The organism is Tistrella mobilis KA081020-065, assembly GCF_000264455.2.
In the GTDB taxonomy this organism is placed as follows: Bacteria; Pseudomonadota; Alphaproteobacteria; order Tistrellales; family Tistrellaceae; genus Tistrella; species Tistrella mobilis.
In genome coordinates this window covers 370,969-385,079 of sequence record NC_017956.1, presented here as the reverse complement: position 1 = coordinate 385,079, position 14,111 = coordinate 370,969, and the positions used below count along the sequence as shown (strand labels likewise).

Annotated in this window: 14 protein-coding genes; 4 read left to right on the top strand and 10 right to left on the bottom strand. The window is 68.3% G+C overall.

Annotation, left to right across the window (positions count from 1 at the left end; all coding sequences use genetic code 11):
* Nucleotides 1-5: 5 nt before the first annotated feature.
* The 4 genes from TMO_RS01865 to TMO_RS01850 form a co-directional block, all read right to left on the bottom strand.
* On the bottom strand, nt 6-1,178 hold the full coding sequence (locus tag TMO_RS01865) for a nucleotidyltransferase family protein (RefSeq protein WP_187297803.1): 1,173 nt from the start codon (nt 1,176-1,178) through the stop codon (nt 6-8).
* Entirely contained in the window at nt 1,171-1,665 is a 495-nt protein-coding gene (locus TMO_RS01860; RefSeq protein ID WP_014743884.1) for a DUF1178 family protein, read from the bottom strand. The genes TMO_RS01865 and TMO_RS01860 overlap by 8 nt, the downstream gene beginning before the upstream one ends.
* 56 nt (nt 1,666-1,721) lie before the next feature.
* Nucleotides 1,722-2,915 (bottom strand): MFS transporter, encoded by a 1,194-nt coding sequence (locus tag TMO_RS01855; RefSeq protein ID WP_014743883.1) that lies wholly within the window; start codon nt 2,913-2,915, stop codon nt 1,722-1,724.
* Between the two features lie 126 nt (nt 2,916-3,041).
* Nucleotides 3,042-3,926 (bottom strand): LysR family transcriptional regulator, encoded by an 885-nt coding sequence (locus tag TMO_RS01850; protein WP_041605314.1) that lies wholly within the window; start codon nt 3,924-3,926, stop codon nt 3,042-3,044.
* A gap of 101 nt (nt 3,927-4,027) precedes the next feature.
* Here TMO_RS01850 and TMO_RS01845 point away from each other — a divergent pair, with 101 nt between their 5' ends.
* Both TMO_RS01845 and TMO_RS01840 read left to right on the top strand, forming a co-directional pair.
* On the top strand, nt 4,028-4,435 hold the full coding sequence (locus TMO_RS01845) for a CidA/LrgA family protein (protein ID WP_014743881.1): 408 nt from the start codon (nt 4,028-4,030) through the stop codon (nt 4,433-4,435).
* Complete coding sequence (locus tag TMO_RS01840; RefSeq protein ID WP_014743880.1) at nt 4,422-5,123, top strand: LrgB family protein; 702 nt, start codon at nt 4,422-4,424, stop codon at nt 5,121-5,123. Before TMO_RS01845 ends, TMO_RS01840 begins: the two co-directional genes overlap by 14 nt.
* Before the next feature lie 24 nt (nt 5,124-5,147).
* Here TMO_RS01840 and TMO_RS01835 read toward each other — a convergent pair whose 3' ends face one another.
* The 3 genes from TMO_RS01835 to TMO_RS01825 form a co-directional block, all read right to left on the bottom strand.
* Nucleotides 5,148-5,978 (bottom strand): carbon-nitrogen hydrolase family protein, encoded by an 831-nt coding sequence (locus tag TMO_RS01835; RefSeq protein WP_014743879.1) that lies wholly within the window; start codon nt 5,976-5,978, stop codon nt 5,148-5,150.
* Nucleotides 5,975-6,235: a glutaredoxin 3 gene (gene grxC / locus TMO_RS01830; protein WP_014743878.1), complete on the bottom strand. Its 261-nt coding sequence runs from the start codon at nt 6,233-6,235 to the stop codon at nt 5,975-5,977. The genes TMO_RS01835 and grxC overlap by 4 nt, the downstream gene beginning before the upstream one ends.
* Nucleotides 6,236-6,338: 103 nt before the next feature.
* Nucleotides 6,339-7,199 (bottom strand): ComF family protein, encoded by an 861-nt coding sequence (locus TMO_RS01825; protein ID WP_014743877.1) that lies wholly within the window; start codon nt 7,197-7,199, stop codon nt 6,339-6,341.
* Between the two features lie 120 nt (nt 7,200-7,319).
* Between TMO_RS01825 and TMO_RS01820 the strand changes: the two genes are divergently transcribed.
* Nucleotides 7,320-8,231 carry a methyltransferase domain-containing protein gene (locus tag TMO_RS01820; RefSeq protein ID WP_014743876.1) on the top strand — a complete coding sequence of 304 codons (912 nt, stop codon included), beginning with the start codon at nt 7,320-7,322 and terminating at the stop codon, nt 8,229-8,231.
* Nucleotides 8,232-8,235: 4 nt separating this feature from the next.
* On the opposite strand, the gene mutT is transcribed toward TMO_RS01820, so the two are convergent.
* The 3 genes from mutT to TMO_RS01805 all read right to left on the bottom strand — a co-directional run bounded on the left by mutT (nt 8,236) and on the right by TMO_RS01805 (nt 10,968).
* Nucleotides 8,236-8,715 carry an 8-oxo-dGTP diphosphatase MutT gene (gene mutT / locus TMO_RS01815; RefSeq protein WP_014743875.1) on the bottom strand — a complete coding sequence of 160 codons (480 nt, stop codon included), beginning with the start codon at nt 8,713-8,715 and terminating at the stop codon, nt 8,236-8,238.
* Nucleotides 8,716-8,720: 5 nt separating this feature from the next.
* Entirely contained in the window at nt 8,721-9,959 is a 1,239-nt protein-coding gene (argJ, locus tag TMO_RS01810; protein WP_014743874.1) for a bifunctional glutamate N-acetyltransferase/amino-acid acetyltransferase ArgJ, read from the bottom strand.
* Between the two features lie 82 nt (nt 9,960-10,041).
* Nucleotides 10,042-10,968, bottom strand: coding sequence for a peptidylprolyl isomerase (locus TMO_RS01805; RefSeq protein ID WP_014743873.1), 927 nt, complete (start codon nt 10,966-10,968; stop codon nt 10,042-10,044).
* Between the two features lie 366 nt (nt 10,969-11,334).
* Here TMO_RS01805 and secA point away from each other — a divergent pair, with 366 nt between their 5' ends.
* On the top strand, nt 11,335-14,013 hold the full coding sequence (secA, locus tag TMO_RS01800; protein WP_014743872.1) for a preprotein translocase subunit SecA: 2,679 nt from the start codon (nt 11,335-11,337) through the stop codon (nt 14,011-14,013).
* Nucleotides 14,014-14,111 lie beyond the last annotated feature (98 nt).

Below are 14,111 nucleotides of genomic sequence, written 5' to 3'. Positions count from 1 at the left end.
GCCAATCAGGCCGGGGCGCGGCGCCGGCGCAGGACATAAAGCGCCGGCCGCGCCGCCCAGAGCAGCCCGCGCGGCAGGGGCCAGTCGCGGGCATCCTGAATGGTGGGGGCGAAGACGAAATCCCGTATGGCCGCCGCCTTGGCGCCCAGGCCAGAGGCAAGCACGACCTCCAGCCGGGCCATCTGTATGGGCGTCGGGCCACCCTTGCCCGGATCAGACAGACCGGCCGCCAGTCCCTGCGCCAGCCCGGGCGGCAGGGTATCGATGAACTCTGCCAGGACGGCGGGCGGCGTCACCCCATGCAGGTCGCGGGCAAGAGCCAGCGCCAGGCCCACATGCCGTTGGGATGCACTTCGCCGGGTGCGCGCAGCGATCGCATCCCAGTCCAACACGTCTGGCGCCGCCGCGATCAGATGCGAGATGTCGGCCAGCCATTTCAGCAGCGTCCAGGCATGCGAGGCGCCATGGCGGCAGAGATGCACGAAGATCTCGGCCGGCGGATCGACCGGCACGTCCCGCCCCGTCACCGGCAACATGCTGCCGGCATCACCGTCGAAGCCGTCGGCCTGCCCGCTGCCCCGGCCATGAGCGGACCGGGCGGCATGGAGCTCGACGATGCAGCCCGCCTCGTCGACATAGGGCAGTTCGTGCGCAAAGCGCGGCAGTTCGGCCACGGTCAGCCGGCCTATATCCAGCAGGGTCCGGAACCCCTGCCCCAGGATGATCCGGTGCGCCGGCTCGAACCACGGTTCGGGGACCAGCAGGTCAATGTCGCGCAGATGGCGAAGGCCGGCGCCGCCCGCATAAGCCAGGGCCGCGACTGGTGGCCCCTTCAGCACCCGGGCCGGAATACCCGCCGCGGCGAAGGCATCGAGCAGGGCGAACATTCGCGCCGTCAGCCGGGTGACCATCATCGCGTCGCGGAGTGCCGCCGTCCGCAGATCGGCAGCGGCGGACGGCGTCAGGCGGACATCCAGCTCCGCCAGTCCCGCCATCGCCAGCCCCGGCAGCCGGTGCCGAAAGGCAAGCGCAAGGAAATCACGGGAACAGGGCTCATCCAGCTGTTCTCCGCCGGCCACCGGCAGGTGCAGGGCGCCCGGGTTCGGCGCGGTCGCGGCAAGAAGCAGGGACCAGGCGGACCGTTCGCCCGGCATCGCGGGCGATGTCTGCTCAGCCATCTTCGCGCGGCAGCCACGGGATCGCGGCAAAGGGCACGCCATCCTCGCGCAGGCTTTCCGCCTCGGCCTCGGTGGTCTGACCATAGATGGGGCGGGCCGGGGTCTCTCCCAGATGCATGCTGCGGGCTTCGTCGGCGAAGCGGTCGCCGACGAAATCGCAATTCGCCTCCACCTCACGGCGGATTTCGCGCAGCCGCTTCATCACCTCGCCCTGAACGGCCATCAGCCGCTCGGCGGCCGGATCGGCCGGGGCGGGCGGCTGTGCCGGCGGCACCTCTGCCGCAGCCGTCGGCGCCGGCGCGGCCTCGTCGCGGGCGTGGGAGCGCAGATTGAGCCGGGGGGCCATCAATGCCTTCTCGACCTTCTGATCACCGCAGACCGGGCAGCCGACTTCGCCCGCCGCGGCCTGGGCCGTGAAGGTGTCGCTGTCCCTGAACCAGGCCTCGAAACGATGGCCCGCGCTGCATCTCAGGTCGAAGACGATCATGCCGCCGATCCGCTCTCCCGCTCTCTCCGCCCCGCAGATTGCAGGGTATTTGCGATTTAGATGGCACGAGCGGGGTCTTCAGGCAAGAGCGGCATACGGTCCAGGCGGTGCGACACCGCCGCGAGCCCCATGCCGGCCGCAGCCAGACCCACCCCGATCCAGGGGATCTGGGCATAGGGCAGGCCATGGGTGATGGCGACGCCACCGGCCCAGGCGCCGATGGCATTGCCCAGATTGAAGGCGCCCTGGTTGAGGGTGGAGGCCAGGTTGGGGGCGCCGCGCGCCTCGTTCACCACCCGCATCTGCAGCGGCGAAACCAGCGCAAAGGCCACCGCCCCCCACAGAATGACGCAGATCACGGCCGGCACGACGGCATGGACGCCGATGGTGAAGGTGCCGAGCACCGCCATCACAGCGGCGAAGAGGCCGATCACCGCCGGCATCAGCCGCCAGTCGCCCAGCCTGCCGCCGATCAGATTGCCGATCGTCAGCCCCACGCCCAGCAGCAGCAGGACGATAGTGACCCGGCCCGGCGCGATGCCGGTCACGTCCTGGAGCATGGGGACGATATAAGTGAAGACGCTGAACAGGCTGGCGGAGGCAAGCACGCTGATCGCCATCGCCAGCAGCACCTGGGTGCGCCCCAGACTGCGAAGTTCTCCCAGGAAACCGGCCGAGCCGATGCGCAGCCCCCGCGGCAGCCAGGCCCAGAGGCCGGCGGCCGCGACGACGCCGATCACCACCACCGCCCAGAAGGTCGCCCGCCACCCCAGCGCCTGGCCCAGCGCCGTACCGAAAGGCACGCCCAGGACATTGGCGAGGGTCAGGCCCGAGAACATGATCGCGATCGCCTGGGCCCGCTTCTCGGGTGCCACCACCTGGGCCGCGACCACGGCGCCGAGACCGAAGAAGGCGCCATGGCAGAAGGCCGTCACCACCCGCGCCGCCATCAGCAGCGCATAATCGGGCGCGATGGCGCAGAGCAGATTGCCCAGGATGAAGATACCGATCAGCAGCAGCAGCGCCGTGCGTCGCTCCAGCCGCGCGGTCGAGATCGCCAGCACCGGCGCCCCGAAGGTCACGCCCAGGGCATAGCCGGTCACCAGCAGCCCGGCAGCCGGAATGTCGACCCCAAGATCACGGGCGACATCGGGCAGCAGGCCCATAATGACGAATTCGGTGGTGCCGATGCCGAAGGACGCGATCGCCAGCGCGATCAGGGGCAGCGGCAGGGACAGGCGGCGGGCCATAGGCTTTGGTCTTCCTGTGGGTCTGGGGCGGCTTGTCGCCTGCACCCGGGCCGTTCACAGTGCGCCGCAGCAAGTTCGGTTTAAAATGAATTGTTCGAATACGACCCATGCCCGGTCGGCATGTGGTCAGCCGTGACCGTGAACCTCGCGGGTCAGTGCCAGCCAGGCCCGCGCCGCATGGGAGAGATAGCCGCCACGGCGCCAGATCAGGGCCATGTGCCACTGCGCTTCCGGATCGTCGAGCGGCACCAGACGCACCGCCGCATGACGGCGCTGCTCGGCGATCATCCGCGGCAGGAAGGCGATGCCGAGGCCGGCCGCCGCCAGTTCGACGATGAAATCGATCTGGCCGCTGCGCGCGGCGATATTGGGGCGGAAGCCGTGGCGACGGCAGCCATCCAGGATGATCTTGTTCAGCGCGAAGCCGCTTTCGAAGAGGATCAGCGGGTGCTCGGCCAGCATCGGCAGATCAATCTTCGGCGCATCCGCCAGCGGATGGTCGAGGGCCAGCAACGCCGTCAGGGGTTCGGCGCGGATGGCCTGCCAGTCGAATTCTTCCGAGACCGGCAGCAGGGACGCCGCCATGTCGACCTCACCCGCCAGCAGCACCTCTTCCAGCCGCTTGCTGCCATGCTCCACAAGCCCGATATCGATGCCCGGATAACGGCTGCGGAAGATTGCGAAGAGCGGCGCGAACAGCGTGGCGGAGCCGAGCGGCGGCAGGCCCAGACGGAGCGTGCCGCGCTTCAGCCCGCGGAGTTCATCCAGTTCGGCGATCATGTCGTCGCGTTCGGCCAGCATCGACAGCGCCCGGCGATAGACGATCCGCCCGGCCTCGGTCAGCTCGCTGCGATGGCCGACCCGGTCGAGCAGCGGCGTGCCCAGATCGTCCTCCAGCTGCCTGACCGCCTTGCTGATGGTCGGCTGGGTGGTGTTCACGACCTTGGCCGCCTGGGAGAACCCTCCCTGGCGGACCACCTCGACGAATGCTCTGAGTGTGCGCAGTTCCATGGGCATTCCTTATACGCATCCTTAAGATGCAATCAATTCATTTTCGCCATGCCGCAATGCAACATAGACTGTCCCTCGTAAACCCATGGAGGGTCCGTCCCATGCGCCGCCAGCGTCTCGCCGCCGCCATCCGTCACACGCTCCACCGCAACCGCCTGGTGCAGATCACGCTGCTGGCCGGTTTCTGGGCCGTGGGCGAGACTGCGGTGCGCCAACTGGCGCTGCCGGTGCCGGGCGGCATCCTGGGCATGGCCGCGGTGCTGGTCCTGCTCGCCACCCATTGCATCCGGCCCGACAGCCTGGGCCGGGGCGCGAAATGGCTGCTGGCCGAGATGCTGCTGTTCTTCGTGCCCGCGGTGATGGCCGTGCTCGACCATCACGAGTTCCTGGGCACGCTGGGCCTGAAGCTGCTGGCCGTGATCATGACCGGCACGCTGATGGTGATGGTGTCGACGGCGCTGACCGTCGAACTCTTCTTCCGCCTGAGGACGCGCCATGACCCTGCCTGAGGATCCGGCGACCCTGCTCTTCTGGCCGGCCGCCACCATCGCCTTCTATATCGGCGCCCGCGCCCTGAACCGCATCCGGCCGCGCTGGTGGAGTTCGCCACTGCTGGTCACCCCCGCCCTGCTGATCCTGCTCGCCACCATCATGCAGGCGGGATATGGCGACTACAACCGCGGCAGCCACTGGCTGACGATCATGGTCGGCCCTGCCACCGTGGCCTTCGCCCTGCCGATCTGGGAACGGCGGGCGATGATCCGCCGCTACTGGCCGATCCTGACGCTGGGCGTGGTCATCGGCAGTGGGATCGCCATGGCCAGCGCCTGGGGCATGGCCCATCTGCTGGGCCTGTCGGACCAGCTGGCGCGCAGCCTGATGCCGCGCTCGGTGACCATGCCCTTCGCCATGGCGGTGTCCGACGATATCGGCGGCCTGCCCGATCTGACGGCAGTCTTCGTGATCCTGACCGGCGTCTGTGGTGCCGCCATCGGCGAGATCATGCTCACCTGGCTGCCGCTCCGCTCCAGCCTCGCCCGCGGCGCGCTGTTCGGCATGGGCGCCCATGGCGCAGGTGTCGCCAAGGCGCATCAGATCGGCACCGAGGAAGGCTCGATCGCGGGTCTGGTGATGGTGCTGGCAGGGTTGTTCAACGTGCTGATGGCGCCAGTGCTGGCGGCGATGCTCGCCGCCTGACCACCCGCTGACGCCGGCCCCGGGTCAGGGGCCGGTGAAGCTGCGCCGGTTGGCAAGCGAGGGCACTTTGCTCCGCGCCGCCGTCACCGCATCGGTGTCCAGATCGGCCAGGATCACGCCTTCGCTCTCCCCATCGGCCTCTGCCACCACCTCGCCCCAGGGCGAGACGATCAGGCTGTGGCCATAGGTGCGACGGCCGGGATAATGCTCGCCGGCCTGGGCAGGGGCCATCACCCAGCAGCCGGTCTCGATCGCCCGTGCCCGCATCAGCGCATGCCAATGGGCCCGGCCGGTCGGCACGGTGAAGGCGGCAGGAATGGCGAGCACGCTTGCCCCGGCATCGGCCAGCGCCTGATAGAGATGGGGAAAGCGCAGGTCGTAGCAGATGCTGAGCCCCATCCGGCCGGCGGGGGTGTCGATCACCCTGGCCTGATCGCCCGGACGGTAGCGGTCGCTTTCGCGATAGCTCTGGCCGTCGGCCAGATCGCCGACATCGAAGAGGTGGATCTTGTCATAACGGGCAACGATCACCCCGTTCTGGTCGAAGACCAGCGTCCGGTTGGCGAGCCGCTCATCGCCTGCGGCCGGTGCGCCGACCGCGATCGATCCGCAATGCAGCCAGATCCCCGCCTCCCGCGCCATGCGCGCAAAGGCCGCCACCGCCGGATGCTCCGCTTCCGCCAGGGCAGCCGTGCGTTGCTCGGGGCCGGGGGCCAGCATTGCCGACATCTCGGGCAGCATCACCAGCCGGGCGCCCTGCCCCGCCGCATCAGCGACGAAACCGGCGATCCGGTCGAGCCCCGCCGCCATATCGGGCGTTGCGGTGGTCTGGATGCAGGCGACGCGGGTGATCACGCCGCCCCCAGCATCGGATCCAGTTTGCCGGCACGCTCCAGCGCATAAAGATCGTCACAGCCGCCGACATGGGCGCCGTCGATGAAGATCTGCGGCACGCTGGTACGCCCGCCGGCCTTCTCGGTCATTTCCGCACGGAGCGACCGGTCGCCATAGACGTCGATATCGGTGTAGCTCACGCCCTTCCGCTCCAGCAGCGCCTTGGCGCGTGCGCAATAGGGGCAGATCGGCGTCGAATAGATGATGACCTCGGCCACGATGAACCTCGGATCCCTTCGGCTGGTGGACGGGAGGCCCCGGGCGCAACGGCACCCGCGACCATTGGAAACGTTCCAATGATATAGGGAGGATCGCGCCGTCTCAAAGCCTCTCGGATGCCTCTCCCTCGGCCGGCAGCGTTGCAGGATCCACCATGTGTCGGATCCCGTCGCCGGGGGCCGGCACCCGGGCCGCCGCGATGACCACCACGGCGGCAGCCCCGGCACGGATCAGGGCACGGCTGCAGGCTTCCGCCGTGGCGCCGGTGGTCAGCACGTCATCGACCAGCAGTACCCGGGCCCCCGCCAGCCGCGACCGCAAGGCTGTCCCGGCCGGTACCCGCATGGCACCGGCGACATTGCGAGCCCGTGCCTCGCGCCCCTTGTTGCCCTGGGATGCCGTGAACCGGGCCCGGCGCAGCAGCCTGGGCTCGTGCGCAACCCCCAGCTCCCCGGCCAGCGCCCGCGCCAGCACAGCGGACTGATTGTCGCGACGCTTCAGCCGTCGACGCCAGTGCAGCGGCACCGGCACCACCAGATCGACGGGGCCCAGCCCCCGCGCCACCGGCGCCATCAGCCGGCCCAGCATCGGCGCCAGATGCCCGGCATCGCCGTGCTTCAGCGCCAGCACCAGACGTTTCGAGGTTCCCTCGTAGATCAGCGGCGCCCGGGCCATGGCAAAGGCCGGGGGCTTCGCCGCACAGCCGCCGCAGACGGCCGGGCCGCCCGGATCCGATGGCAGCGGCACGCCGCAGCGGTCACAGACCGGGCCGGTGACGAAGACCAGCCCCGACCAGCAGGCACCGCACAACCCCGGGCGGTCCACCGGTGCACGGCACAACCCGCAGAGCGGCGGCAGGGCCGCATCCAGCAACACCCGCCCGACACCGGCCAGCAGACCGGCCATCCGACGGCCCAGAGCCGCAGCCGGCCGCATGCCGCCATCGACCGTATCCTCGACCACGGCGTCACCTCCCCCTGGCAACTTGTCGCCACGCGATCATAATGGCCATGAACATGCGCGCGCAAGTCTCATCCGGTACGGGCTGTTGCCGCAGGCGGCCGGCCGTGCCATATAGCGGCCATGACCGATCCCATCCGCCTGTTCGACCGTGCGCTCCTGCGCCGCCGGCGCGATCGCGCCGCCCGCGCCGGCGGCGATCACGGCTTCCTGATCCGTGAAGTCGCCGAGCGTCTGGCCGAACGGCTGGACGATGTGCTGCGGGATTTCCCGCGGGCGCTGATGATCGGCTCCCGCGATGGTGCCAGCCGCGACATCTTTCAGGGCCGGCGGGGCATCGAAACCCTGATCGGGCTGGACCTCTCTCCGGCCATGGCCGCCGCCGATGCGGGCCCCGTGGTGGTGGCGGATGAAGAACTGCTGCCGATTGCCGACGGCTCGATGGATCTGGTTCTGGGCCTGTTCTCGCTGCACTGGACCAATGATCTGCCGGGCGCGCTCATCCAGATCGAACGGGCGCTGAAGCCCGACGGGCTGTTTCTGGGCGCGATCGCCGGCGGCTCCAGCCTCAAGGAGCTGCGCGAAGCGCTGACCGCGGCCGAGATCGAGATCGACGGCGGGCTGTCGCCCCGGGTCTCGCCCTTTGCAGAATTGCGCGATGCGGCCGGGCTGATGCAGCGGGCGGGCTTTCAGCTGCCGGTGGTCGATGTCGACACCATCACGCTGACCTATGCTCATCCGCTGAAGCTTCTGACCGAGCTGCGGATGATCGGTGCCACCAATGTGCTCCATGACCGCCGTCGCGCGCCGCTGAAGCGGGCGACCCTGATGCGGGCGATGGAAATCTATGTGGAGCGCTTCGCCCGCCCCGACGGGCGGGTGCCGGCGACGTTGGATCTGATCCACCTCGCCGGCTGGAAGAAGGCGACCGGCCAGCCGCAGCCGCGCCGCCGCGGCACTGCCGATACGGCAATGAGCGACATGCTGGCACGGCTGAGAGCCGAGGTGCCTGGAGCCGAAGGCGACGCGGGCTGAGGCGTCAGCCGCCGATCATGTCGCGGAGCATCGCGATCAGCGGCAGATCGGCCGGCGGCATCGGATAGTCGCGCAGCTTCGAGATCCTGACCCAGGCGAGTTCCTGGCCTTCGCGCGGGGTGGGCGTGCCGCGCCATTGCCGGCAGACATAGACCGGCATCAGCAGGTGGAAATCCGGATAGGCGTGGCTCGCGAAAGTGGCCGGCGCCAGACACGAGGTGCTGGTATCGATGCCCAGTTCCTCGTGCAGCTCGCGCACCAGCGCCGCCTCGGGCCGCTCGCCCGGGGCCACCTTGCCGCCGGGAAACTCCCAAAGCCCGGCCATCGCCTTGCCCTCGGGGCGTTTGGCGATCAGCACCCGGTTGTCGACGTCGAGAAGTGCGACCGCCACAACCAGGAGCAGCTTCGCCGGACCGGCCGGCAAGGCCGGTGCCGCGGCACAGCCATAAAGATCCTCGTCACCGGCCGTGTCGGTCGCCGCCATACCGCTCAGCTCCGATAGTCGGCGTTGATGTCGATATAGCCGTGGGTCAGATCGCAGGTCCAGACCGTGGCCACGCCCTCGCCCACACCGACATCGACCGCGATGTCGATCTCCTGCCCCTTCATATAGCCGGCGACATAGGCCTTCTCGTCATAATCGGGATGAACCGCGCCGTTCTCGGCGACCAGCACGCCGCCGATATGAATGCGCAGCCGGTCCTCGGCCACCCGTTCACCCGACCGGCCGAGCGCCGCCACGATGCGGCCCCAATTGGCGTCGGAACCGGCAATGGCGGTCTTGACCAGGGGCGAGTTGGCGACGGTCAGGCCGATGCGGCGGGCGGCGCCGTCATCCTCGGCGCCGGTGATCCTGAGCGTGACGAACTTGGTCGCCCCCTCGCCGTCGCGCACCACCTGACGGGCCAGATCCGACAGCACGGCTTCCAGCGCCTCGGCGAAGGCCGCACCATCGGCATCCTCTTCGGCCAGCGCGGGGTTGCCCGCAGCACCGGTCGCGAACAGCATCACGCAGTCATTGGTCGAGGTGTCGCCATCGACCGTGATGGCGTTGAACGACCGATCGACGCCGCGGGCGAGCAGGCGCTGCGCCAGCGTCGCGCCGATCGCCGCATCGGTGAAGACGAAGCCCAGCATGGTCGCCATGTTGGGAGCGATCATGCCCGAGCCCTTGGCGAAGCCGACCACGCTCACACTGCGGCCGCCGATGGTGACGGTGGCAGAGGCCCCCTTCGGGAAGGTGTCGGTGGTCATGATCGACTTCGCGGCCGGCGCCCAGGCATCGGCCGCATCGCTGGCCCGGCCCGACAGATCGGCCATCATGTCGACGATCGGCTTCGGATCGAGCGGCACGCCGATCACACCGGTCGAGGCCACGAAGACCTCCTCGCGGGCACAACCCAGGACGGCTGCGGCACCATCGACCTCGGCTGCAACCGCGCGGGCGCCGGTCGGGCCGGTGAAGGCATTGGCATTGCCGGCATTCACCACCAGCGCCCGCGCACGGCCGCCGGCCAGCGCCGTCTCGCACCAGCGCACCGGTGCTGCACGGGTCGCCGACGTGGTGAAGCACCCGGCCACGACCGTGCCGGGGGCGAACTCCGCCCAGAGCAGATCGTCGCGACCCTTGTAGCGCAGACCGGTCATGCCGGTGGCGAGACGGACCCCCGCAACCTGGGGCAGATCGGGGAAGGCGGCAGGGGCCAGCGGCGACGTCTTGGCGCTCATGGGCAATCTCTCCGGACGGTATGACGGCGGAGGATGATGTCATCCCCCGCCGTGTGGATCGGCAGACTGAAGATGGCGCGCGTCAGCCCTGGGGCTTCGCGGCCGGGGTCTGGGCGGCGGGCGCTTCGGATGCAGGTGCTCCGGCGGCCGGGGCGGCAGCCGCGGGGGCCGCTTCCTCGACGCGCTCGATCTTCGCATCCTTGCGCAGCGCCTCGAGCGTCTGATCGACGGTCTTGCGCTGCAGCTCCATCTCCAGCTCCTGCTTCTTCTCGTCGAAGGCGGGAACCGGCTGCTTGCGGCGCTCTTCCAGCTTGATCACGTGCCAGCCGAACTGGGTCTGGACCGGATCCGAAATCTGGCCGGGCTTCATCGCGAAGGCCGCATCGGCGAAGGGCTTCACCATCCGGTCGGCGGTGAAGAAACCCAGATCGCCACCATTGGCGGCACCAGGATCCGTCGACTTCTCGGACGCCAGCTTGGCGAAATCCGCACCCTTGTCGAGCTCGGCCTTGATCGCCTTGGCCTCGTCTTCGGTCGCCACCAGGATATGGCGGGCGTGGACCTCGTCCTCGGGCTGGAAGTCCTTCTTGAAAGCCTCATACTCGGCCTTCAGCGCATCCTCGGTGACCGCGTCATCGATCAGCTTCGTCAGATAGGATTCGGTCAGCACCCGATCGGCGGCACGCTGGATACGGGTCTTGATCTCCGCATCCTCTTCCAGCCCCTGCTTGCGGGCGGCTTCCACCATCAGCCGGCTGCTGATCACATTGTCGAGCAGCGTATCGTAAAGCTGCGCGAAGGGCAGCGAACGATAGGGCGGCGGCAGGGTTTCGTACGCCGCGACCACGTCCGAGCGATGGATCTCGGCCCCGTCGACGAGGGCAACCACCGGGTCGTCGGCTGCGGGCTTCGCCTCTTCGGCGCGCAGCGCCGAGACATGGGTGACCGAGGCGAGAAGCAGGGCGGCGAGGGCGGCGGTGATCGGCCGGCGCGCGCTGCGGATGAGCATGCGGACAGTCTCCCTAAGGGTCGGTCGGGGCGCGGGGATCGGGCAGAGGTCGCCGGCCCGTCAGGACGCCTGCCGACGACTTCGCCGCCAGCAGATCAGGACGCTCATGATGCACAGGCCCACGCTGATCACAAGTGCCGAAAACCCATGACCTTGCAAGCGTGCGACGCCATCGGCGGCGAACCACCGGCCACGGCCCCCGCGTGATTGACAGGGCACCCACGACCCCTTATTTGAGGAACGTCCATGGAGGCGGGTTCCGCTCGCATCCATGGTCTGTCGCGCGCATGATGACGTCGCCGTCCGCTCCCCGATGCTCCGGTCCGGACGGTTTCGCGTGTTTCGTGGAGCAGGTCAGGGGATTACATGTTCGGCGCTCTTGCCCGGCGGGTTTTCGGAACCGCCAACGATCGGACGGTGAAGTCGCTCCAGCGGGCGGTGCAGGCCATCAACGCCAAGGAGCCCGAGGTTCAGACCCTCGACGATGAGGCGCTGCGCGCGCGCACCGATCAGTTCCGCGAGCGTCTCGCCAAGGGTGAGACGCTCGACTCCATTCTGGTGGACGCTTTCGCAACCGTGCGCGAGGCCGCGCGGCGGGTTCTGGGCCAGCGGCATTTCGATGTCCAGCTGATCGGCGGCATGGTTCTGCACCAGGGCAAGATCGCCGAGATGAAGACCGGCGAAGGCAAGACTCTGGTCTCGACGCTCGCCGCCTATCTGAATGCGATCGAAGGCAAGGGCGTGCATGTCGTGACGGTGAACGACTATCTGGCCCGGCGCGACTCGCACTGGATGGGTCAGGTCCATCGTTTCCTCGGCCTGACGGTCGGCGTGATCCTGCCCGGCATGGACGATCATTCCCGCCGCCTCGCCTATGCCGCGGACATCACCTACGGCACCAATAACGAGTTCGGCTTCGACTATCTGCGCGACAACATGAAGTACGGTCTGGAGCAGATGGTCCAGCGGCCGTTCAACTTCGCAGTCGTCGACGAGGTCGACAGCATCCTGATCGACGAAGCGCGCACGCCGCTGATCATCTCGGGCCCCACCGAGGACAATTCCGACCTGTACCGCCTGGTCGACACCTTCATCCCCGGCCTGGGCGAAGAAGATTTCGAGAAGGACGAGAAGCAGCGCACGGTGATCCTGACCGAGGCCGGCCAGGAGCGGATCGAAAACGGGCTGCGCGAGGCCGGGCTGATCCAGGGCGGGCTCTATGACGTCGAGAACGTCGCCATCGTCCATCACGTGAACCAGGCGCTGCGCGCCCACAAGCTGTTCACCCGCGACGTGGACTACATCGTCAAGGATGACAAGGTCATCATCATCGACGAGTTCACCGGCCGCATGATGGACGGACGCCGCTATTCCGAAGGGCTGCATCAGGCCCTCGAGGCGAAAGAGCGGGTGACGATCCAGAACGAGAACCAGACGCTCGCCTCGATCACCTTCCAGAACTATTTCCGCCTCTACCCGAAGCTGTCGGGCATGACCGGCACGGCGCTGACCGAAGCGGGCGAGTTCGGCGAGATCTACAAGCTCGAAGTCGTCGCCATCCCGACCAACCGGCCGGTGCAGCGCAAAGACGCCGACGACGAGGTCTACCGGACCGAGCGCGAGAAGATCCAGGCGATCGTCACCGAGGTGAAGCAGGCCTCGGCCAAGGGCCAGCCGGTGCTGATCGGTACGGTGTCGATCGAGAAGTCCGAGCTGATCTCGCGGCTGTTCACCGAGGCGGGCGTGCCCCACCAGGTGCTGAATGCCCGCTATCACGAGCAGGAAGCCCAGATCGTCGCCCAGGCCGGCCGGCCGGGTGCCGTGACCATCGCGACCAACATGGCCGGCCGCGGCACCGACATCCAGCTCGGCGGCAATCTCGAAATGCGGGTGGAGGTCGAACTGGCCGACGTCACCGACGAGGCCGAGCGTGCCCGCCGCACCGCCGAGATCACAGCCCAGCTCGAAGAGGCCAAGGCGAAGGTGATGGCGGCCGGCGGCCTCTATGTCATCGGCTCGGAGCGCCATGAAAGCCGGCGCATCGACAACCAGCTCCGCGGCCGCTCGGGCCGTCAGGGCGATCCAGGTGCCTCGAAGTTCTTCGTCTCGCTCGAAGACGACCTGATGCGCATCTTCGGCTCGGAGCGCATCGACGGCATGCTGAAGCGCCTGGGTCTGGAAGAGGGTGAGGCGATCACCCATCCATGGATCAACAAGGCGCTCGAAAAGGCCCAGCAGAAGGTCGAAGCCCGCAATTTCGACATCCGCAAGAACCTGCTGCGCTATGACGACGTGATGAACGACCAGCGCAAGGTCGTCTACGAGCAGCGCCGCGAGATGATGAATGCCGAGCGCGTCGACGACACCGTGCTGTCGATGCGGCACGAGGTCATCGGCGAGATCGTCTCGGAATACGCGCCCGAGAAATCCTATCCCGAGCAGTGGAAGGCGGACGAGCTGGCCGAACGCTGCCGCAAGGTGCTGGCGGTCGACCTGCCGATCAAGGACTGGGCAGCCGAGGAAGGCATCGATCCCGACATCCTGCGCGAGCGGATCACCGAGGCATCGGATGCGGTGATGGCGCAGAAGATCGAAGCCTATGGCGCCGAGACCATGCACCGGGTCGAGAAGAGCCTGCTGCTCCAGATCATCGACCACCATTGGAAGGAGCATCTGCTCCAGCTGGACTATCTCCGCCAGGGCATCGTGCTGCGCGCCTATGCGCAGAAGGATCCGCTGAACGAGTACAAGCGCGAGGCCTTCTCGCTGTTCGAGGCGATGCTCGATCGCATGCGCGAGACCGTGACCCAGGTGCTGTCGCATCTGGAGATCCGCATGGCCGGCACCCCCCAGCCGCAGGAAGCCGAGCGGCCGATGCAGCCGACCGCCGAGAGTCTGCCGGGCCCCGCCGCCGTGACCGATGCCCCGGGCGAGGACGCCCCGCCGGAGGCCCTGCCCGCCGGCTGGGAGCGCACGCCCCGCAACAGCAACTGCCCCTGCGGCTCCGGCAAGAAGTTCAAGCACTGCCACGGCCGGCTGGTCTGAGAACAGCCCGCCTGCGACGACCCGCCGGACGCCCGCAGCATCAGCGATGCCGCGGGCGTTTGCGTTAGAAGAGCCGCCCGTCCACCATGGCGAGGCCG